Annotated in this window: 21 protein-coding genes and 1 tRNA gene; 14 read left to right on the top strand and 8 right to left on the bottom strand. The window is 62.0% G+C overall.

Features of this window, described 5'->3' with window-relative positions; translation table 11 throughout:
* The 3 genes from KBX17_RS05860 to serC all read right to left on the bottom strand — a co-directional run bounded on the left by KBX17_RS05860 (position 1) and on the right by serC (position 3,323).
* Entirely contained in the window at positions 1 to 855 is an 855-nt protein-coding gene (locus KBX17_RS05860; RefSeq protein ID WP_256018905.1) for a hypothetical protein, read from the bottom strand.
* Positions 856 to 865: 10 nt separating this feature from the next.
* Positions 866 to 2,077, bottom strand: coding sequence for a septation protein SepH (sepH, locus tag KBX17_RS05855; protein ID WP_005291449.1), 1,212 nt, complete (start codon positions 2,075 to 2,077; stop codon positions 866 to 868).
* Positions 2,078 to 2,195: 118 nt separating this feature from the next.
* Positions 2,196 to 3,323 (bottom strand): phosphoserine transaminase, encoded by a 1,128-nt coding sequence (gene serC / locus KBX17_RS05850; RefSeq protein WP_256018904.1) that lies wholly within the window; start codon positions 3,321 to 3,323, stop codon positions 2,196 to 2,198.
* A gap of 214 nt (positions 3,324 to 3,537) precedes the next feature.
* On the opposite strand from serC, the gene KBX17_RS05845 reads away from it, so the two are divergent.
* The 5 genes from KBX17_RS05845 (at position 3,538) to KBX17_RS05825 (ending at position 8,287) form a co-directional block, all read left to right on the top strand.
* The gene (locus tag KBX17_RS05845; protein ID WP_255995770.1) at positions 3,538 to 4,830 is read left to right on the top strand and encodes a citrate synthase; all 1,293 of its coding nucleotides are present in this window, start codon (positions 3,538 to 3,540) and stop codon (positions 4,828 to 4,830) included.
* A 14-nt stretch (positions 4,831 to 4,844) separates the two neighbouring features.
* Positions 4,845 to 5,204 (top strand): FKBP-type peptidyl-prolyl cis-trans isomerase, encoded by a 360-nt coding sequence (locus tag KBX17_RS05840; protein ID WP_005291441.1) that lies wholly within the window; start codon positions 4,845 to 4,847, stop codon positions 5,202 to 5,204.
* A 41-nt stretch (positions 5,205 to 5,245) separates the two neighbouring features.
* A complete protein-coding gene (locus KBX17_RS05835) occupies positions 5,246 to 6,091 on the top strand; it encodes an aldo/keto reductase (protein ID WP_256018899.1) in 846 nt (281 codons plus the stop codon).
* A gap of 192 nt (positions 6,092 to 6,283) precedes the next feature.
* Positions 6,284 to 6,625 carry a DUF485 domain-containing protein gene (locus tag KBX17_RS05830; RefSeq protein WP_005291437.1) on the top strand — a complete coding sequence of 114 codons (342 nt, stop codon included), beginning with the start codon at positions 6,284 to 6,286 and terminating at the stop codon, positions 6,623 to 6,625.
* 3 nt (positions 6,626 to 6,628) lie between these two features.
* Complete coding sequence (locus tag KBX17_RS05825) at positions 6,629 to 8,287, top strand: cation acetate symporter (RefSeq protein ID WP_256018898.1); 1,659 nt, start codon at positions 6,629 to 6,631, stop codon at positions 8,285 to 8,287.
* 201 nt (positions 8,288 to 8,488) lie between these two features.
* Here the strand turns inward: KBX17_RS05825 and KBX17_RS05820 are convergent, their stop codons facing one another.
* The gene (locus KBX17_RS05820; protein ID WP_256018897.1) at positions 8,489 to 9,454 is read right to left on the bottom strand and encodes a DUF1906 domain-containing protein; all 966 of its coding nucleotides are present in this window, start codon (positions 9,452 to 9,454) and stop codon (positions 8,489 to 8,491) included.
* Between the two features lie 116 nt (positions 9,455 to 9,570).
* Here KBX17_RS05820 and KBX17_RS05815 point away from each other — a divergent pair, with 116 nt between their 5' ends.
* Genes KBX17_RS05815 through panC form a run of 3 tightly spaced genes read left to right on the top strand, consistent with a single transcriptional unit; the run spans position 9,571 to position 11,106 of the window.
* Positions 9,571 to 10,008 (top strand): hypothetical protein, encoded by a 438-nt coding sequence (locus tag KBX17_RS05815; RefSeq protein ID WP_256018896.1) that lies wholly within the window; start codon positions 9,571 to 9,573, stop codon positions 10,006 to 10,008.
* The gene (locus KBX17_RS05810; protein ID WP_305086204.1) at positions 10,005 to 10,325 is read left to right on the top strand and encodes a transcriptional regulator; all 321 of its coding nucleotides are present in this window, start codon (positions 10,005 to 10,007) and stop codon (positions 10,323 to 10,325) included. The genes KBX17_RS05815 and KBX17_RS05810 overlap by 4 nt, the downstream gene beginning before the upstream one ends.
* Positions 10,309 to 11,106 (top strand): pantoate--beta-alanine ligase, encoded by a 798-nt coding sequence (panC, locus tag KBX17_RS05805; protein ID WP_256018895.1) that lies wholly within the window; start codon positions 10,309 to 10,311, stop codon positions 11,104 to 11,106. Before KBX17_RS05810 ends, panC begins: the two co-directional genes overlap by 17 nt.
* A 3-nt stretch (positions 11,107 to 11,109) precedes the next feature.
* On the opposite strand, the gene panB is transcribed toward panC, so the two are convergent.
* The 4 genes from panB to KBX17_RS05785 are packed head-to-tail and all read right to left on the bottom strand — an operon-like array spanning position 11,110 to position 15,106.
* Entirely contained in the window at positions 11,110 to 11,928 is an 819-nt protein-coding gene (gene panB, locus KBX17_RS05800) for a 3-methyl-2-oxobutanoate hydroxymethyltransferase (RefSeq protein WP_256018894.1), read from the bottom strand.
* Between the two features lie 9 nt (positions 11,929 to 11,937).
* Positions 11,938 to 12,804, bottom strand: a complete 867-nt coding sequence (locus KBX17_RS05795; RefSeq protein ID WP_256018893.1) for an ABC transporter ATP-binding protein — start codon at positions 12,802 to 12,804, stop codon at positions 11,938 to 11,940.
* Positions 12,805 to 12,810: 6 nt separating this feature from the next.
* Complete coding sequence (locus KBX17_RS05790; RefSeq protein WP_256018891.1) at positions 12,811 to 13,896, bottom strand: iron ABC transporter permease; 1,086 nt, start codon at positions 13,894 to 13,896, stop codon at positions 12,811 to 12,813.
* A 19-nt stretch (positions 13,897 to 13,915) separates the two neighbouring features.
* Complete coding sequence (locus KBX17_RS05785; RefSeq protein WP_256018890.1) at positions 13,916 to 15,106, bottom strand: ABC transporter substrate-binding protein; 1,191 nt, start codon at positions 15,104 to 15,106, stop codon at positions 13,916 to 13,918.
* 155 nt (positions 15,107 to 15,261) lie between these two features.
* Between KBX17_RS05785 and KBX17_RS05780 the strand changes: the two genes are divergently transcribed.
* From KBX17_RS05780 to KBX17_RS05755, 6 genes are all read left to right on the top strand, one after another.
* Positions 15,262 to 16,047 (top strand): hypothetical protein, encoded by a 786-nt coding sequence (locus tag KBX17_RS05780; protein WP_256018888.1) that lies wholly within the window; start codon positions 15,262 to 15,264, stop codon positions 16,045 to 16,047.
* 79 nt (positions 16,048 to 16,126) lie between these two features.
* Positions 16,127 to 16,199 (top strand) — tRNA-Arg (locus KBX17_RS05775).
* Positions 16,200 to 16,972: 773 nt separating this feature from the next.
* On the top strand, positions 16,973 to 17,476 hold the full coding sequence (locus KBX17_RS05770; RefSeq protein ID WP_256018887.1) for a DUF4192 family protein: 504 nt from the start codon (positions 16,973 to 16,975) through the stop codon (positions 17,474 to 17,476).
* A gap of 98 nt (positions 17,477 to 17,574) precedes the next feature.
* The gene (locus KBX17_RS05765; protein WP_095276998.1) at positions 17,575 to 17,883 is read left to right on the top strand and encodes a winged helix-turn-helix domain-containing protein; all 309 of its coding nucleotides are present in this window, start codon (positions 17,575 to 17,577) and stop codon (positions 17,881 to 17,883) included.
* Positions 17,880 to 18,101, top strand: coding sequence for a hypothetical protein (locus KBX17_RS05760; protein ID WP_256018885.1), 222 nt, complete (start codon positions 17,880 to 17,882; stop codon positions 18,099 to 18,101). The genes KBX17_RS05765 and KBX17_RS05760 overlap by 4 nt, the downstream gene beginning before the upstream one ends.
* A 320-nt stretch (positions 18,102 to 18,421) precedes the next feature.
* The gene (locus KBX17_RS05755; RefSeq protein WP_256018884.1) at positions 18,422 to 18,661 is read left to right on the top strand and encodes a hypothetical protein; all 240 of its coding nucleotides are present in this window, start codon (positions 18,422 to 18,424) and stop codon (positions 18,659 to 18,661) included.
* Positions 18,662 to 19,391: the final 730 nt, after the last annotated feature.

Here is a 19,391-nt window from a genome sequence, read left to right as displayed (position 1 = left end):
CTAACCCCGGTCGGAGTGGCGCAGCTTCTCCTGCAGCGTCTCCTTGAGGTTGCGGAACCGGCGGGTCAGGCCGCGGGACACGCGGCGGGCGGCGGCTGCGGAGGCATCGGCGAACTCTGCGAACTCAGTGCCGCCGTCTTCCTCTGGCTCCTCATAGTCGTCGTAGGCATTGGCGGGCTCGGCGAACTTGGCGGCCACCTGATTGACGTTCTTCGGCCCGGGGGAGCGGGGCTCAATTTTCGGCTCCGGGCGGCCGTCGACCGCATAGGCGACAACGTTGACATCCGGGCCACTCGGGGAGATATCCACGCCCAGCAACTCGCGCTGCGCGGTCGCCGCGAGGTCGGCCGGTTCGAACGGCAAGGTAATGCCTCCGAGTTGCTCGGTCGTTTTGCCCGCCCAGAAGTCAGCCTCGAACCACTCGGGGATTCCACTGTCTTCGACGAGCTCCCGGCGCGTTCCACACAGGGAGCGCTTGAGGGTGTCGCCGCTGAAGTGAGCGTAACCGGCGTAACCTGCGCCGTCTGTGCCCGCCCCTTCAGCGAAAACAAACACGTCGGCCGCGGGCACGGCCCGGCGCAAATACGCTGGGATCTCGGAGAGTTTCGCGCACTGGGGGACAAACGTCTGCAACACGGCCACGCCTGGGTAGCCGGCGATATAGAACTCGTCCCGCGAGGCCTTTGACGAGCGGTTCAAGGGGAACTGGCCGATCGGGGTGATCGGCCACGCCGGGTTGAGCTGTGCCAGAAGCTTACGGCCGAAACCGCGGTCTGCCTTCGGCTCCGAGTTCAATACAGCCGCCGGATCAGCCGCGTTGACATACCAAATAGTGACCGCCGCAGGGTAACTCATCTGCCGTGACCTACTTCGGGCGCTTCGTGTTTGTCCGCACGCCCAACAACACATCTTCCCAGTGCGGGGTCACAGCCTTGCGGCGGCGCTTCTGCGGCTTGTCCCGCGGGTCTGGTTGCTGGAGGACCTCGCCCTCACTGAAAAGGTTGGGCTGGGTGCGGCTGTTCGGGTGGTCAGCCCCTGGGGGCTGCGCGTTGTGCTCGTCGTACTCGTTGTAGACGTTGTACTCGCCGTGCGGTTGTGGGACCGTCTCGGGGCCGAGGTCGGCCTGGTGGGCGTAGTCGTCGTAGTCTCTGTGGTCGCGGTAGCCGCGTGGATCCACCGTCGGCTCTGTGAGGTCGGCCGGGGCGTTGTACACCGGGTGGCCCACAGAGGAAAGGGAACGGACTGGCTGCGCAAAGGATGGGTCGATCAGGTCGGCGGCGACTGCGTCACGCGGTTCCGTCGTCGCGCCGCTGGCCATGGAGCGACGGAAGTACCATTCGGCCTGGTGCTCTTGGAGGCCAGCCTGCCACGCCACACGCACGACCCACGGTTCGCCGGCTTCGCGGACTGCATCCCAGTGAGCTTCAGCCAAAGCGTGGCCGCGGGAGGCGAAGGTGAGCGCGAGCACCTCGAAAAGGGTCTCCGACGCCGGGCCGTCCTCACGAACCGGGTGGGACTGGCGGGCAGCCTCGGCGACCTGGGCCCTCTCAAGCAAAACCGGGTGCGCGTAGGGTTCCACGCGGCTGACTGCCACGCCCATTTCCTCAGCGAGTTCCTCCGTTGTAGCGCCTGCCCGAATGCGCGCTTGAATATCTTTCGGCCGTAGCGACAGGGGAGTAGAGAGTGGATCAGGCTCGGCGGGGGTGCGTTGCGACTCTTCTGGTTCCGCCGGCTCGGCCGGTTGAGCAGGTTCGACAGATCCGGCCTGCTTGACCGGATCCGCTGGCTGCGCATCCGCGGGCTCCACGATGGAATCGGCGGAATACACCGTGAAGGTGGGGCGGGTGAATTCGGGTTCGGGGGAGTCGGCGGGTTCGTCGACAAGCTCTGCCTCGACTACCTCATAGTTCTCGCTGTCGTCGTCGAAACCGCTGTCGAAGCCTTCGGTCACTGGTTGGGAGGGGATAGCTAGCGGGACCAGTTCCTCGCGCGGAATGCAGAACCGTTCCCCCTCGTGGGTGCTCAACACCCACAGGGTCTCAGTCGATTCTTCAGCGACAACGAAAAGCTCGCGCATCAGGTCTCCTTACACCGATGTCAATCGAGACACCAGCTTAACTGACACGCGAGTGAAAATTGTGGTACTAAGCGCCGTCGGAGCGTTGCACAGTCGCCCGACGGCCCTCCCAAAGAGACTACTTGACGCCGACGCCCTGCTCGAGCAAGAAGTCGATGGCGCTGGTCAGCTTCTCCACGTCGGCGGTGTCCACAGCCGGGAACATGCCGATGCGCAGCTGGTTGCGGCCCAGCTTGCGGTATGGCTCCGTGTCGATGACACCGTTGGCGCGCAGAGCCTTGGCCAGCTCGGCAGCATCGATAGAGTCATCAAAGTCGATCGTGCCCACGACGTAGGAGCGCTTCTCGGTTTCGGTGACGAACGGTGTGGCGTGCGCGTGATTCTCAGCCCAGGAGTACAGGGCCTGGGAGTTGGCCTTGGTGCGCTCCACCATGCCGTCCAAGCCGCCGTTGTCATTCATCCACTTGACCTGGTCGGCCATCATCAACAGCGTGGCCACAGCCGGGGTGTTGTACGTCTGGTTCTTCCGCGAATTGTCCACGGCTGTCTGCAGGTCCAGGAAGGCCGGGATGAAGCGGCCGGACTCCTTGATCTTCGCGATGCGCTCAAGTGCTGCGGGACTCATTGCGGCGAACCACAGGCCACCGTCGGACGCGAAGCACTTCTGGGGGGAGAAGTAGTAGGCGTCAGCGTTGGTCATGTCGACGGGGAGGCCGCCGGAGCCGGACGTGGCGTCGATAAGCACCAGCGCGTCAGTGTTGGGGCGGGTGACGGGCACCATGGCTCCTGTGGACGTCTCATTGTGCGCCCACGCAACAACATCTGCGTCCGTGCCGTCGAGCGCGGACGGGTCCGGAGCGCTGCCTGGCTCGGCCTCAATGACCGCCGGCTCCTCCAGCCACGGAGCCTGCTTGGAGGCCTTGGCGAACTTCGAGGAGAACTCGCCGTAGCTCAGGTGAGCGGACTTGTTCTCGATCAGACCGAAAGTAGCTGCATCCCAAAAGGCGGTCGCGCCACCGAGCGACAGCACGATCTCGTAGCCCTCCGGCAGGGAAAACAGCTGGGACAGTCCCTCGCGCACCTCACCAACCACGTCCTTCACGCCCGGCTGGCGGTGGGAGGTGCCAATGATGTGGGCGCCGTCCGCAATCGCATCGAGCTGAGTTTGGCGCACCTTCGAAGGGCCGCATCCGAAACGGCCGTCCTCCGGCGCAAGGTCCGCGGGAAGTGTTGGGTAATCGGTCATGGGTGCCCCTTTTAAGATTCAAACTGGAAACTGCACTCACAACAATACTGTGGTGCGCTCTATCGAACCGAAACGGTGTCTGCATGGTCACATCTGCTGATAGAGTTAGCTCATGTCAATTTCGGTGTGATCCGATGTGCACCGTCTGTCGGGGAGAACCTGCAGGCCAGCGCGGGGGCGCACCGCCCAACGACTCTTTTGAAAGGTTCGACACGTGGCTACTGACAACAACAAGGCAGTGCTTCACTACCCCGGGGGCGAGTATGAGATGGACCTCATGCCCGCAACCGAGGGCAACGACGGCTTCGTCCTAGGCAACCTCCTGGGTGAAACGGGATTGGTGACCTTCGATCCGGGCTACGTCTCTACCGGCTCGACCGAGTCCAAGATCACCTACATCGACGGTGATGCCGGCATTCTGCGTTACCGCGGCTACGACATCGCGGACTTGGCTAACAACGCCACCTTCAACGAGGTGTCTTACCTGCTGATCAACGGTGAGCTGCCGACGCAGGAGGAGCTCGACGCATTCAGCGACGACATCCGCCACCACACGCTGCTCGACGAGGACTTCAAGGCCGCGTTCAACGTCTTCCCGCGCAACGCTCACCCGATGGCTGTGCTGGCGTCTTCGGTGAACATTCTCTCCGCTTACTACCAGGACCAGCTCGACCCGCTGAACGAAGAGCAGCTGAACAAGGCCACGGTCCGCCTGATGGCGAAGGTGCCGATGCTGGCTGCATACGCCTACCGCGCATCCCAGGGTAAGCCGTACATGTACCCGAACAACGCCCTGAACCCGCGCGAGAACTTCCTGCGCATGATGTTCGGTTACCCGACCGAGCCATATGAGGTCGACCCGGTCGTCGTCGACGCACTGGACAAGCTGCTCATCCTCCACGCCGACCACGAGCAGAACTGCTCCACCTCCACGGTCCGCATGATCGGTTCTGCGCAGGCCAACATGTTCGTGTCTATCGCCGGCGGCATCAACGCCCTGGCTGGCCCGCTGCACGGCGGCGCTAACCAGGCTGTCCTGGAGATGCTCGAGGACATCGAGAAGAACAACGGCGGCGACGCAACCGAATTCATGAACCGCGTGAAGAACAAGGAAAAGGGCGTCCGCCTGATGGGCTTCGGCCACCGCGTGTACAAGAACTACGACCCGCGCGCAGCGATCGTCAAGGAGTCCGCACACGAGGTGCTCAACCACCTCGGCGGCGACCACCTGCTGGACCTGGCTATGGAGCTCGAAGAGATCGCCCTGAAGGACGACTACTTCGTCGAGCGCAAGCTGTACCCGAACGTCGACTTCTACACTGGCCTGATTTACCGCGCCATGGGCTTCCCGACGGACTTCTTCACCGTCCTGTTCGCCATCGGCCGCCTGCCGGGCTGGATTGCCCACTACCGTGAGCAGCTGGCGATGAACACGAAGATCAACCGCCCGCGCCAGATCTACACCGGTGAGACCCAGCGCGAGTTCGTACCGCGCGACCAGCGCTAAGGAGCGATTTTTTCATGGAGAAGCCCACCATCGACATCCCTGCCGAGCCGGCGCCGGTCGACCTGGTCATTGAGGACCTGGTCTCCGGCGAGGGCGAGGAAGCTCAAGCAGGCGGCATGGTCAAGGTCCACTACTTGGGCGTTGACTACGAGACGGGAGAGGAGTTCGACTCGTCTTGGGACCGCGGCGAAGCCGCTGAGTTCCCGCTGACCGGCCTGATCGAGGGATGGCAAGAAGGTATCCCGGGCATGAAGGTTGGCGGCCGCCGCGAACTGACCATCCCGCCGGAGAAGGCCTACGGGCCTGCCGGCGGCGGACACCCGCTGTCGGGCCGCACACTCATCTTCGTCATCGATCTCCTCGAGGCGAATTAATACCCAACGCTCACCCCGGTGAGCGTGCACAATAGGGGGCTATGGAACATTCCGTAGCCCCCTTTGCCACGCTTAACGACGGTTCATCTCTCCCCCTCATCGGCCTCGGCACCTATAAACTGACCGGGCCGGACGCGGTCCCCATCATCCGCCGCGCCATCGAGCTGGGGTACCGCCACTTCGACACAGCATCGATGTACGGCAACGAGGAGATCCTCGGCCAAACGCTCCGTGAAGCCATTGCGGCCGGTGATGTCACCCGCGAGGAGCTCTTTGTCACCTCCAAGGTATGGAACGATGACCAGCACCGAGCCGGTGAGTCTCTGGAGGAGTCGCTGACGCGGAGCGGTCTCGACTACTTCGACCTATTCTTGGTGCACTGGCCGTGGCCGCAGAACGGCACGTTCATTACCGCGTACGAACAGCTGCTCAGCGCCCGTGAAGCTGGCACGATCCGTTCGGTCGGGGTGGCGAACTTCTACGAAGAAGTGCTGGCCGAGCTGATCGACGCCACCGGTGTCGCCCCCGCCGTCAACCAGGTGGAGATGCACACCGGATTCACCCAGCCTGATCTGCGTGCCTTCCACGATCGCCACGGCATTATTACGGAGGCATGGGCACCGTTGGGTAGGGGAGAGGTGCTTGGTGGGGAAGTGGTGCGGCGAGTCGTCGATAAGCATGCGGAAAGCGGCGCAACAGCTGCGCAGGTCGCACTCGCGCACCTCATGGCGCACGGCGTGTCGGTGATTCCAAAAACCTCGGATCCGCAGCGCTTGGAGGAAAACCTCGGGGCGGTGCACCTCGAGCTCGACAGTGACGATGTGCGTTCTTTAGATGGTGTCGTCGGGGCGCGCCAGTCCAACGATCCGCGTGTTTTCCCTGGCTGAAAGTAGTCGCTGCAACTGGATTGACTGGTTGGGGGTGAAAACCCGGTAATAGTTTTCGCACGTAAACATGTTTTGCGGGGGTAACCGGGGATGCATGGACGGTTAGATCGTTCAATTCGCCCACGGTTTTGTGTGCTTTAAGTTACATTCGTTGCAGGTTGTAATCACCTCAACTGATGAAAGGACACGGCCATGGCCAATGGTTCGACAGCGGTGTCGCAGCGCAGGGAGCCCACCCCGCAGGACTTCGTGAACATGCAGCAAAGCGAGCAGTTCCAGAAGCTCCGGGGCACCTACCGCACGTTCACCTTCCCGGTCTCTATCGCCTTCTTTGTCTGGTACATCTTCTACGTCGTGTTCGCGACGTTCTGGCCGGACGTCATGGCGCAGCCCTTCCTTGGCCTGAACGTGGGCCTGTGGCTGGGTATTGCACAGTTCGTGACCACGTTTGCCATCACCTGGGCATACGTCGTCTACGCGAACAAGAACATCGAGCCGCAGGCAGCGGCGATCCGTGAAGAGATGGAGGGCTAACCCATGAACCCCGACGTTTTTCACCTCGCCCAGGACGCTGCTCCAGAGGGCGCGGGCAACCCGATCCTCAACATTGTCGTCTTCGGTCTGTTCATCGTGATCACCATGGGGATCGTGACAAAGGCCGGCAAGACCACTTCCGAGGCATCCGACTTCTACACTGGCGGCGCACAGTTCTCCGGTACTCAAAACGGTCTGGCCATCGCCGGCGACTACCTCTCTGCCGCGTCCTTCCTCGGCATTGTCGGCGCGATTGCTTTGAGCGGTTACGACGGCTTCTTGTACTCCATCGGCTTCTTCGTCGCATGGCTGGTCGCCCTGCTGCTGGTTGCCGAGCCGCTGCGCAACGTCGGCCGCTTCACCATGGCTGACGTGCTGTCCTTCCGCCTGCGTCAGAAGCCGGTTCGTGTGGCAGCTGCCTTCGGCACCCTGTTCGTGTCGCTGTTCTACCTCATCGCCCAGATGGCTGGCGCCGGCTCGCTGGTCTCGGTGCTGCTGAACCTGCACAGCTTCAGTGCGCAGGCCATCTGCGTCGCCATCGTCGGCGTCATCATGATCGCCTACGTTCTCATCGGCGGTATGAAGGGCACCACCTACGTGCAGATGATCAAGGCCGTCCTTCTGGTCGGTGCCGTGGCCATCATGACGATTCTCTGCTTCGTTGCCGTCAAGGGCGGCATGAACGCGCTGTTCGACCGCGCCATCGACATGCACGCCGGTTCCGAGTACATCAAGGAGCAGGGCTACGAAGCATCAGAGATTCTCGCACCTGGTCTGAAGTACGGCGGTACCGTGACCAGCCAGCTCGACTTCATCTCGCTGGGTCTTTCCCTGGTGCTGGGTACCGCTGGTTTGCCGCACGTGCTCATGCGCTTCTACACCGTCCCGACGGCTACCGAAGCACGTAAGTCCGTGACCTGGGCCATCGTCCTCATTGGCTCGTTCTACCTGATGACCCTGGTGCTCGGCTACGCAGCGGGCGCCCTCGTCGGCCCGGACAACATCAACGCTGCGCCCGGTAAGGCGAACTCCGCGGCGCCGCTGCTGGCCTTCGAGCTCGGTGGCTCCATCTTCATGGCGGTCGTCTCCGCCGTCGCGTTCGCGACAGTGCTCGCGGTCGTCGCCGGCCTGGCCATTACGGCATCTGCGTCTGTCGCGCACGACATTTACGACGCCGTGCTTCGCGACGGCCAAGCCTCCGAAGAAGAGCAGGTCCGCGTCTCCCGCATCACCGTGGTCGTCATCGGTATCGTCGCCATCGTCCTGGGCATCCTGGCCATGAAGCAGAACGTGGCCTTCCTGGTCTCCCTAGCATTCGCGATCGCCGCTTCGGCGAACCTGCCGACCATTCTGTTCTCCCTGTACTGGAAGCGCTTCAACACCACCGGTGCTGTTGCCTCCATGTACACCGGTCTGGTCGTCGCGCTGGTGCTCATCTTCTTCTCCCCGGCAGTATCCGGGGCAGAGACCGCAATGTTCGCTAACGCAGACTGGGCATGGTTCCCGCTGACCAGCCCGGGCATTGTCTCCATCCCGGCGGCCTTCCTGGCCGGCATCATCGGCACCTTCGTGGGCAAGCCGGACAACCTGGATGAACTCCAGGCTGAGATGGAAGTCCGCTCGCTGACCGGTGTTGGTGTGGAGGCCCCGGTCGACCACTAGAGCGTTCGCCGGCACGCGTTCACTAGCGAAAAGAAGAGAGGCTGCCCCGTCGTGGGGCAGCCTCTCCGCGTTGCCGGATCCGGGCCAGATTTAGATTGCATCCTTGCCACGTCACGCGAAAACGACCTGGGGTTTTGACGCTGGAAGAAGGTGCCGATGTCATCTATATCTTGGCGGTCCTGCGGCGTCGCCCGCCGCGGCCTACTTGATGAACTGCTTGGCGAAGTTCACCGCGTTCTCAATATCCTGCGGTTTGACGTTCTGCGCGAAACGCTGCGCCTCCGAGGATATGCCCTGCGGAGTCGGATCGGAGGAGAAGTCTGGCAGGGATGAGTTTTCCGGGATGCCCGGGATGCCCTGTGCTGGCTGAGGTGCGGGGGCAGGCTTCGCAGGAGCCGGAGCTGGTGCGCGGTTGTTGTTCGCTGCGACCGGTTGCCATTGGCCCCAGTCGGCGGCGTAGACGTTGTTGATGTCGCAGAGGTGGCCGTCGATATGCGTTTGCCACTTGGCTTTCTGGTGAATGGTCGCCCGCGGGTGGAGCTTTCCGCCGGAGCCCCAGTCGTGCTGCCAGTAGTAGGTGCCGATGCCATCTTTGATGCACCACTCAATGGTGTTGTAGTTGCCGTAGACACCGGTGCGCAGGCCCGCCGTGGCAAGTGCTGCCTGGAACGCACGCAGGTACGGGCGGATCTGGTTCTCGTACTGAGCGCGGGAGGGATTGTCATCAATGGCGACGTAGATGGGCTTGTTGTTCGGGCCGCCCGCCGCACGGTGCAGGTTGATGGCCTGCGGAGCGTGGGTGGCTGCAGCGCCCGCGCCGCCGAGCCAGTCAGCGGTCTCTGCACGACCGAACTGGTAGACCGAGGCGGTCCACAGTCCGTTGGCGGCGGAGTCGCGGGTCTCCTTCAATGAGACCGGCTTGCCCAGCATCCAGTCGGCGCCGGGGCGGCGCTGGGACACGTAGCGCACCGCGCCCAAATGGCCGGCTGCACGTACAGAGCGTCCCGACGGAACACCAGCGGCGTAGTCCACCACCGTTCCTACAGGGCGGCGGCCCTGGGCGTCGGCGGACGGGAGGCGGGAGACTCCGGCGGCGCCGAGCAGGGCGAGGGCGGATGCTCGGCTCAGGAAGCGGCGGCGGGAGAAATCGTTAGTAGTCACAATCAAAACATTAGCAACATGAATAACAAGTAGCCAGCGCAAACGTCGAAGCCTCAATTTTCCACTTGTTTTCTAATCTGGAAAGTGTCATGCTTTCTTATGTGGAAAACAAAGGGGATGCAATGAATGCGACAGAGGTGAATGAATCGCTCGCGGCCGTCCGCGATATTGAGGCGCGCGCCGCGCAGATGCCGGTGCCGTGGGGCATGGTGACTGCCGTGGGGCTGACCTTCGGTCTCGGTGTCGGCATCATGGTGGCCGGATACGTGTGGGGACTGCTTGTCCTTCTCGTTTCGCTAGTTCTCATGATCGTGCTTGATTTTGGCAGCAAGCGGACTGTCCGCACCGCGATGAAGCAGGACGTGCAACAAGAAGAGAATTCGTGGAGCTGGAAGCGGTTCCTGTCGTTCTTAGTGCTCTACACGATCGCGTATATCGGAATGCAGGTCTATGCCGACCACTACCCGGACGGGAACACGACGGTCGGCATCGTCGTGGGAATCATTGCCGCCGCAGCGATGATTGCGGGTTACGGCCTGACGTGGAGGAAATACCATTGATCGACCCAGTTATTCATCCCCTCAACCGGCTGAAGATCTGCGCGGCACTGCGCGCTGGAGGTGCGACGGAGGGCACGACGCGCCGCGAAATGAAGTTCTCGCGGCTGCGGGATATCACTGATCTGTCGGACGCGACTTTGTCCAAGCAGCTCAGTGTCTTAGAGGAGCACGGCTACGTCTCCAGGTTCCGCGAATACGGGTCATCTCGTGCGAAAGACACTGTCTGGGTGACACTCACCAAGGCAGGGGAAAAGGCCCTCGAAGGCCACCTCGACGCACTCAACCGATACGCTGAGCCGCATGACGATTCTGACTAGGACCCCGCAGGAGCTCAAACAAGCGCTTATCAGCGCCACTGGGGTCTCCCTCGTCCCCACCATGGGTGCCCTGCACAGTGGCCATATCTCGCTCGTCCGGGAAGCTCAGAAGCTGGGCAACCCGGTGGTGGTGAGCATCTTCGTCAACCCCCTGCAGTTCGCGCCGGGGGAGGATTTGGAGGCCTACCCGCGCACGCTTGAGGAGGACATCGCGAAGCTCGAGGCCGAGGGCGTTGACGCAGTCTTCGCGCCGAGCGTATCGACGATGTACCCCCACGGTCCCCGCACCACGATTTACCCGGGGCCGCTCGGATCGGTGCTGGAAGGAACAACCCGCCCGACCCACTTCGCGGGCGTGCTCACAGTGGTAGCCAAGCTGTTCTGCCTCACTGGCGCCACCGACGCGTTCTTCGGTGAGAAGGACTACCAGCAGCTGGCTCTCATCCGTCAGATGGTTGAGGATCTGCACTTGCCGGTGCTCGTGCACGGCTGCCCGATCATCCGCGAGGACAGCGGCCTGGCCTTATCGTCGCGCAACCGCTACCTGAGCGAGGAAGAGCACCACACTGCGCTGACGTTGTCCCGCGCACTGGCGGCGGGCAGCTATGACGAAGCCCTAGCGGTTCTCGAGTCTGTCGAAGACATTGACCTCGACTACCTCGCCGTGACCATGCCGGATCTCGAGGAAATTCCGGAGGGCTACACCGGCCCCGCGCGCATGCTCGTCGCCGCGAAGGTGGGGCAGACCCGCCTTATCGACAACGCCGAAATACAGGTCTAAGCCTTAGAAGGTGTGTTCGTCCGCGGGGAAGTCTCCCTCGTGGACAGCACGCTTGTAATCGGCGGCGGCTGCGCCGAGCGCCTCTCCGACCGCACCGAACTGGCGCACGAAACGCGCGCGGTGGCCGCCTGCCGGGAAATCGGCCAAGTCGTGCCAAACCAGCACTTGCGCATCCGTGTCCGGGCCAGCGCCGATGCCAATGGTGGGGATGGGGCAATTGGCGGTGATCTCCTTGGCCAGCTCAGCCGGGACCATCTCGAAAACGACCATGTCCGCGCCCGCTTTGACGACGGCGCTGGTGTCGGCCCACAGCTGGTCAGCACTGTCATCGCGGCCCTGCACTTTGAAGCCGCTTAGGTTGTCCACGGACTGCGGGGTGAATCCGACGTGGGCGCACACTGCGAGCCCGGCGTCCTTGAGCGCCTTGATACGCGGGGCGATGCGGACGCCGCCCTCGAGCTTGACCATGTGGGCGCCGCTGCGGCGGATCATCTCGGTGGCGGTGCGCACGGCTTGCTCGTCGGAAGCTTCATAGCTGCCGAAGGGGAGGTCGGCCACAACGAGCGCGTTGCCGGCGCCGCGCACGACGGCGGCGGCGAGGTAGGTCATTTCGTCGACGGAGACCTGGTTGGTGGTCTCGTAGCCGTAGACGACATTGGCGGCCGAGTCACCGACGAGCATGCACTCGATGCCGGCCTGTGCGAAGACGCGGGCGGTGGAGTAGTCGTAGGCGGTGAGCATCGCCCACTTCTCCCCGTCGAGCTTCTTTTGCTTCAGGTCCGCGACCCGAACTTTCTTGGTGGGGGCCAGGTATCCAGTCATGCAGACAGTCTAGGCACGCGCCGAGGTGATGGCGTCGATCACGTCGGGATCCGCGTCTTCCACATTCACCGCGATGGGGTCCATCGGGCCCGCATCGGTCGGCGTTTCGTGGCGGGGGAGACGCAGCACCGGGCACACGATCGGCACGCCGGCGTCGTTGATGATGCGGGCGGAAATGCCGTAGACGCGCTCGAGAAGCTCCGGGGTGAGGACTTCTGCCGGGGTGCCCTTGGCAATGGCGTGGCCGGCCTTGATCACCAGCAGCTCGTCGCAGAAGCGGGCGGCCAAGTTCAGGTCGTGGAGCGCCACGAGCGCCTGGCGGTCGTCGCCGCGGACCTCGTCCTGGATGATCTGCAGCAGTTCCACCTGGTGGCGCAGGTCGAGGGCGGAGGTGGGCTCGTCGAGAAGCATGATGCGCGGTGCGCGCACCAACATCTGCGCGACGGCGACGAGCTGGCGCTGGCCGCCGGACATGTCCGAGATCATGCGGTCGGACAGCTTCGTGATGCCCAGCCGGTGCATGACCTCCGCCGTGCTCTCCAGTGCGTTGCTGGTGCCTTCGCCGCGGCGGCGCGCGGAGACCATGACGGACTCGAAAGCGGTGAGTGTTGCGCGCGAAAGCATGTCCTGCGGCACATAGCCGACAGCTTGGACGCGCTCCTTGGCATTCAACGTGCGGCCGTCGACGACGATGTCCGCGCTACCCTCGGACGGCTTGTTGATGCCGGCGAGCGTTTTCACGAGCGTCGATTTACCGGCGCCGTTCGGGCCGATGAGGCCGGTGATCTTGCCGTCGTCGAGCGGGCCGAAGGTCATGTCGTCGATGATCGTCGTCCGGCCGTACCGCACGGTGAGATTTGTTGCGCTGATGGCCATGGGGGCTTAAGCACTCCTTCCACGCGAGCGGGTGAAGATCAGGAACACGAAGAACGGTACGCCGACAAGAGCGGTGATAATGCCCAGCGGGATGGCCACGCCGGGGATGATCGACAGCGACACAGCGTACGCGAGGCTCATGAGCATGGCACCGGCAGCGGCCGCGCCGGGGAGGAAGAATTTCTGGTCCTCGCCGACGATCATGCGCGCGATGTGCGGGCCAACCAGGCCGATGAAGCCGATGATGCCGGTGAATGCCACAGACGCGGATGCCAGCAGCGAAGCGACGATCAGGGTGGTCACGCGCAGGCGCTGCACGTTGATGCCGAGCGCCGCCGCACGGTCGTCGCCAAGCCGAAGCGCGGTGAGCCGCCACGAGTTGACCACGCAGAAGGGGATCGCCAGCGCGAGCACGACGGCGATCACGATATTCGCGGTCCAGGATGCGCGCTGCATGGAGCCCATCGTCCAGAACACGATCTGCTGGAGAGCTTCGTTGGAGGCCACGTACTGCAGCAAGGAGAGAACTGCCTGGAAGAAAAAGGACAGGGCGATGCCGAGCAGGATCATCGATTCCGCGCTCGCCCCGCGCCAGATCGCCGCGCCCGCGATGATCAGCACCGCGAACAGGGCAGACAGCGCCGCGGTGAGCGCGAGGTTGAGTTGCGCGTTCAGAATGAGCGTCCAGCCCATCACGATGGACACCGCCGCGCCGAGAGCAGCCGCGGCTGAGATGCCGAGGGTGAACGGCTCCGCCAACGGGTTGTCCAGGATCGTCTGCATTTGCGCGCCGGACAGCCCCAACGACGCGCCGACGAGCACCGCCATCACCGCCGCCGGGAGGCGGAGAGTGCGCACGACGGTCTCAGTCTGCTGGTCGACGGAATCGGGGTCAAAGACGGCGCGGAAGACATCGCTAAGCGAAAGATCGATGGGCCCAACGACAACCGCGACGAGGAAGCTCGCGATCGCACCGAGGGTCAGGAGAGCAATTGCGATTGCTTTACGACGGCCGCGGCGACGGTAACTTTCAATCGCACGGTCCGGCGAATCCTTCTCTTGCTCGGTGTCGGGCGCTACGCGTGTGGTCATTGAGCTCTTTTCTTATCGCTTATTTGGCTTCGTATCCGTCGAGGAAGAAAGTGCCGCTGTAATCGATCGGCATCCACTCGGCGTGGAAGTCCTCGAAGTCCTTCGCCGGGTCCAGGTCCCCGAACTCCTCCGGGTGGAGCCACTTGGCGAATGCCTCGAGAGCGAACACGTTGTACGGGCTGTCGTAGAACTGATGGTAGACGGCGAAGAAATCGCCCCCCTTAGGGGCCGTCAGTTGTTCTATACCCGGGCCGTGGAGCGGGCCGCCAAAGGACTCGCGTGCCGCTGCCTCGTCGGCCTGGTAGCCCAGCTCGACATGGCTGAACGCGTCGGTCTTCTGCGGGTCGGGCGCCCACTCGCCGCCGGAAACGACGAGCTTGTCCGGGTTGACCTCGACGAGCTTCTCCGGGGTGATCTCCGTTTCATCGGTGCCCAGAATCTCCGGGCCGACATTGTGGCCTCCCGCCGCATCGACGAGCTTGCCCAGGTTGGCGTCGCCCGCGATGGCGCAGCAGTCCTTGAAGCCGGCTGCCATCCACACAACGGTCTTGGGCTTCTCCGTCGTTGTGTCGACGCGCTCGGTGATATCGCTGACTTTCTCGGACCAGAACTTGTTGTAGCTTGCCGCGCGGTCGGACTTGCCGAAGAGATCGCCGAAGAGCTTCATGGACACCTCGGTGTTGTTCAGCGGGTCCTGGCGGAAGTCAGTGAACACGTATTTCAGGCCCACTGCGTCCATATCGGCCAAAAATCCGTTCTGCTCCGCGACCTTCTTCTGGTCCAGCGTCATGACAACCACATCCGGCTTCTGCGCCAGGAGGTTCTCCACGGTCACATCGCCCTTCTGCAGGGAGCCGATCTGCGGCAGGTCCTTGGCCTCCGGGAACTTCTCCAGGATCTTGTCGCGCATTGCCGGCGCCGCCTTTTCGAAGTCATCGCCGTACGCGACGACCTTCTCAAACGGATTGTCCTGCAGGATCGAGGTCGCGAAAATGCCGCGACCTTCGCCGAGCAGAATACGCTCCGGCTGCTTGTCGAAGTCGACGGTGCGGCCCGCCGCGTCGGTGACGGTCAGAACTGCCTCGCCATTTTTCTCGTCCCCATTGGAACCTGCGGCGTCATTGCCGCTGGAATCGGACGAGCAGCCGGCGAGCCCCAACACTGCGATGAACGAAAACAGCAGCGCTGCGAGTGTGCGTGGAAACTTCACGATCCACCTTTCACTATAAGTAAGCCTATGCTTAGTTTCAGGTAACCCTTTGAATGGTAAGGCATGCCTAATTAGAAAACAAGATTGTGTCCTAATTCGATTTGAGGGGCGATTTCCTCGGACAATGGGTTTTTGGGCGCCTACCATTGGGGGCCATGACGCATAGGACTCTGCCTTTCTCCCGCAGCCTAAAAGCTCTCGGTGCGACTACCGCTATCGCCGTACTCATGACCGTTGCTGGCTGCAGCCCGGACAATCAGTCGGAATCTCCCACGTCGGCGCCAGCGGAGAATGGCTCGGTTTCAACCTCCGGAGTGGAGGATGAGAAAGAAGGGGATGATAAGGGGCACAAGTCCGAGGCCTCCACGAACCTCAATATGTCCCAATTGCTGGAGGGGGTTACGTACAAGGAGCAGCCGGTGGCTGTGCGTACGCCAGCTGAAATAGAAGACTTCGTCCAGATGGAGCGAGATGCGATTGCGGATAATGCCGTCGACAATATGAAGACAGATCCGCCCGAGTGCAAGGAGCTGTCGCGGGCAGCTTATGGCAAAGTCGAGCCGGACAAGAAGACGCCTGAATCCTACGCGATGGCCGACTTGGGGATCGATCAGTTCACGATTATGGCGTACCGCGCCGACATTGCGTACGACCCTTTCGCCGCGGATGTCCACGACCCCGAGAACTGCAACGAGTTCACGCAAGACATGCCCGGATACTCGCAGCACGTCACTAGGGTGCAACTCCCTTTGGACGCCGATGCAGACAAAGGGGGCGCGACATTGCAGACTTCCGCGATGAGCGATGGCACTGTATCCAAGCTCTACAACGCCACGGCAGTGAAGGACGGAAACGTCATCCATGTCGTCATTACCGATGACTCCGAGGAATCCATCCAGGCCGCCAACGAAACGCTTGATCAGATTCTGGAGCGACTCTAAAACTTCTTTGCCGGGGTATGGGCAGTTCGAGACGTTTCTTTCATGCCGTGAACGCGGTGCGGTAACGTAGCTTTCCGTTGCCCTAGTAGCTCAGTGGATAGAGCACGGCTCTCCTAAAGCCGGTGTCGGAGGTTCGATTCCTCTCTGGGGCGCTTTGTGTTGTCTCGAGACATCGTTCCGGTTATGTCTCGAGATTTTTCTATTTCGGTGTGCCCCAAGGCGGGGTGATTGTCGGGGATTCGAGAGCTTTGTATCCGTGGATTCCGGCTGGACGGATCGACGCGCTGGCTGCCCCGGATGGTCTGAAGGCGGCCGGTAGGTCGGGCTTATGCGAATTCAGCCTTGAGGCAGCAGCGCTCGGAGTCCTGCGTTAAGCAGGCAGGTCCCGTATTCATCATCGAACGTTCCGTTGGCGTTCCCGGTTCGCATACAACGCCTGGCGGAACGATGTCGTGAGACATCTGTTTCGGCGCGCGTGGGGCAATTTGGCCATCCGGCCGGGCAAGCCTTTCTTCACCGGAACGATGTGACGAGACATGATGGGGCTTAGCACCGGAACGATCTCATGAGACATGCGGAACGATGTCACCGAACCAGACACTCTCTGGGGCGCTTGACCTGCTAATACACAGCCTAGAACACGCAAAAGCCGCGAAAGTATGCTCAAAAGTATGCTCGTGGCTTAAATTTTTGCTTTTTCGGGCTGAGCACTTCAACCCCAGAACCTGCTGCGTCGGCAGCGCCTGATGCGCCGCAGTAGACCCTGCCGGTGCGCCGCCGACGCCTGTGACGGGAGCGCCGAGGTGGTGCCGACGGGCACCGCGCCAACTGACGATCCCCTCCCACCTCACGCGCCCAAGGCGGCTGCTGCCGCCCCAGGTGCGCGTGTGGACAACAACAGTTCACACGCAAGGAGGCGCCAGTAATGTCCATCCCGTACACCCAGCCAGGCCAGCTCATCGCCAACATCCACGGCATCTTGGGCTTCTACCCGACGAACTGCGTCGTCGTGGTGACGCTCTGCACGACGCTAAGCGACGAGACGAGCTGCGCCATCAACCCGCATGAGGTCGCACTGATCGGACCGGTGCTTCGCGCCGACTTCGACCGCGTCGGTGATCTCGACCGGGCCGTGGCGGCACTCGACGCCCAAGCGTCGATAACCAGCTTGTTCGCCGTCATCATCACCGACGACCCTGACTCTGGGGAGGCATTGCAAGCCCAAGAGCTGCTATTCTGCGCCGCGGGCGCCGATGGCACAGCCCTGGTAGACGCCTGCTGGCATGTCTCGGAAATCGCAACCGGGGCCGCCTACCGACTGCTGTTCGGCACAACAGCGGGCCAGGGCACCCGACCCCATGAGGTCGACCCCTCCCGTACTCGCCGGCGGTGCAGGCCGGCCCGCAGTCCGACCGGCCACCCCGGGTGAGCAGCCAGCGTCTCCGCCAGACCCGGCAGAACTTGCGCACCGCTGACTGTAAGCATATACTTACACCTGACATCGTTCGATTACGATACGGAGGGGTGATGGACGCAGCACGGCTCGCTCAGATACTCAGTGCTCTCGGAAGTGAGCCTCGGTTGCGAATTATCGCCTCCCTAGAGACGGAGTCGACCCATGTCAGTGAGCTGGCCCGCCGACTCGGGATGTCTCGGCCACTGCTCTACCAGCACCTCAACCGCTTGGAAGCTGCTGGACTCATCGAGAGTGGCCTGGAACAGCTCGGCGAGAGCCGAGTGAGGAAGCACTACTGGGTTGCTCCGTTTCAGCTCGAAGTAACTCCAGACCACATCATGCACCTGATTAATCAAGAACAGAAAAGGGAATCTTCGTGACACTTACCGCTACCGTATTTCTTATCATCCTCGCCGCCGCACTACCACTCGCGATCTTCGTTGTTCTTACCGTCTGGGTGGTACGCACCGTCACCAGCGCACGACGCGAAACGGCGACGGCGATCGATGGTTCAAACCAACTCATCGTGGAGCACCTACGCAACTTCACCGAGCGGTTGGATCGGATTGAGGCCCAACTCAGCGAGATCCCCGAGTAATCAGGCTCTTCCGTTTAACTGACTCAGAATGCATTAACAAGCTCTAGCTCTGCCTGGGGGCGTTAGGCAGAGCTAGAGCAGTAGCAATGACAACTCGGGGGCGCGGCCTACACATTAGTCTGTATGGACGCATAGAAAGTAGCAAGAGTGTGTTCACTGGAGTTCTTAGCGGCACGAGCTTGCCGCAGACTTTCGTTAGCCATATCCACTCCTAATTACTCGTTTGCCATTCTACAGGTCCGGCTGAAAGCCAGGCCGAACCTGCTGATGTCCAACCCACTAGCGATAAACCATGGGATCGCTCCAACGCAACCGGCGCGGTGCGCGACTATTACGACGGCATCAGCCAAAGCGGCGGCCCGGAGTTCGCAGCCCAGATCTCGTCGCACGCTTGGCGGCGCACGCTCAACACGATGATGGCGTCATACTTGCCGGTAGAGGTTCGCGCTGCGTACTTCGGCCACACCGAGCAGATGAACCGACGATCGTATACCGACCCAGTGCAAGTTCTCCCCGTCATGACGACGGTGCACCAGATCATCGAGAAGATGGACGCTTAAGAAAGTACGCTCAAAAGTATGCTCGTGACGAGCGTACTCTGGCGTACTCCAGCGTAGTGAAGCGTGGTCAGACGTACCCGACGACCAGCACCGGAGCGTTTCTACCATTACCTACGGCCATACCAGCCACCTAAAGCCGGTGTCGGAGGTTCGATTCCTCTCTGGGGCGCTTTGTGTTGTCTCGAGACATCGTTCCGGTTATGTCTCGAGATTTTTCTATTTCGGTGTGCCCCAAGGCGGGGTGATTGTCGGGGATTCGAGAGCTTTGTATCCGTGGATTCCGGCTGGACGGATCGACGCGCTGGCTGCCCCGGATGGTCTGAAGGCGGCCGCTAGGTCGGGCTTATGCGAATTCAGCCTTGAGGCAGCAGCGCTCGGAGTCCTGCGTTAAGCAGGCAGGTCCCGTATTCATCATCGAACGTTCCGTTGGCGTTCCCGGTTCGCATACAACGCCTGGCGGAACGATGTCGTGAGACATCTGTTTCGGCGCGCGTGGGGCAATTTGGCCATCCGGCCGGGCAAGCCTTTCTTCACCGGAACGATGTGACGAGACATGATGGGGCTTAGCACCGGAACGATCTCATGAGACATGCGGAACGATGTCACCGAACCAGACACTCTCTGGAGCGCAAATCAATTCTTATCCTTCTCCGTGTGCACCAGACCGTGTGAGTTCCTATCGTGGGGTAGTTCGCCTTTATTTGGGAAAGCTATTTTAGAAATGGAGCTT

Source organism: Corynebacterium sp. CCUG 65737 (assembly GCF_024454115.1).
Taxonomy (GTDB): domain Bacteria; phylum Actinomycetota; class Actinomycetes; order Mycobacteriales; family Mycobacteriaceae; genus Corynebacterium; species Corynebacterium genitalium.
The sequence above is the reverse complement of the archived record's forward strand: the minus strand, read 5'-3'. Positions and strand labels throughout refer to the sequence as shown.

Excerpts from the sequence above, each read along its gene's own strand:
- KBX17_RS05815 (WP_256018896.1), top strand. The coding sequence starts at position 9,571 with ATGAATGCGACAGAGGTGAATGAATCGCTCGCGGCCGTCCGCGATATT.
- KBX17_RS05825 (WP_256018898.1), top strand. The coding sequence starts at position 6,629 with ATGAACCCCGACGTTTTTCACCTCGCCCAGGACGCTGCTCCAGAGGGC.
- panC (WP_256018895.1), top strand. The coding sequence starts at position 10,309 with ATGACGATTCTGACTAGGACCCCGCAGGAGCTCAAACAAGCGCTTATC.
- KBX17_RS05780 (WP_256018888.1), top strand. The coding sequence starts at position 15,262 with ATGACGCATAGGACTCTGCCTTTCTCCCGCAGCCTAAAAGCTCTCGGT.
- KBX17_RS05860 (WP_256018905.1), bottom strand. The coding sequence starts at position 855 with ATGAGTTACCCTGCGGCGGTCACTATTTGGTATGTCAACGCGGCTGAT.
- KBX17_RS05770 (WP_256018887.1), top strand. The coding sequence starts at position 16,973 with ATGTCCATCCCGTACACCCAGCCAGGCCAGCTCATCGCCAACATCCAC.
- KBX17_RS05830 (WP_005291437.1), top strand. The coding sequence starts at position 6,284 with ATGGCCAATGGTTCGACAGCGGTGTCGCAGCGCAGGGAGCCCACCCCG.
- KBX17_RS05795 (WP_256018893.1), bottom strand. The coding sequence starts at position 12,804 with ATGGCCATCAGCGCAACAAATCTCACCGTGCGGTACGGCCGGACGACG.
- KBX17_RS05835 (WP_256018899.1), top strand. The coding sequence starts at position 5,246 with ATGGAACATTCCGTAGCCCCCTTTGCCACGCTTAACGACGGTTCATCT.
- KBX17_RS05765 (WP_095276998.1), top strand. The coding sequence starts at position 17,575 with ATGGACGCAGCACGGCTCGCTCAGATACTCAGTGCTCTCGGAAGTGAG.
- KBX17_RS05840 (WP_005291441.1), top strand. The coding sequence starts at position 4,845 with ATGGAGAAGCCCACCATCGACATCCCTGCCGAGCCGGCGCCGGTCGAC.
- panB (WP_256018894.1), bottom strand. The coding sequence starts at position 11,928 with ATGACTGGATACCTGGCCCCCACCAAGAAAGTTCGGGTCGCGGACCTG.
- KBX17_RS05790 (WP_256018891.1), bottom strand. The coding sequence starts at position 13,896 with ATGACCACACGCGTAGCGCCCGACACCGAGCAAGAGAAGGATTCGCCG.
- serC (WP_256018904.1), bottom strand. The coding sequence starts at position 3,323 with ATGACCGATTACCCAACACTTCCCGCGGACCTTGCGCCGGAGGACGGC.
- sepH (WP_005291449.1), bottom strand. The coding sequence starts at position 2,077 with ATGCGCGAGCTTTTCGTTGTCGCTGAAGAATCGACTGAGACCCTGTGG.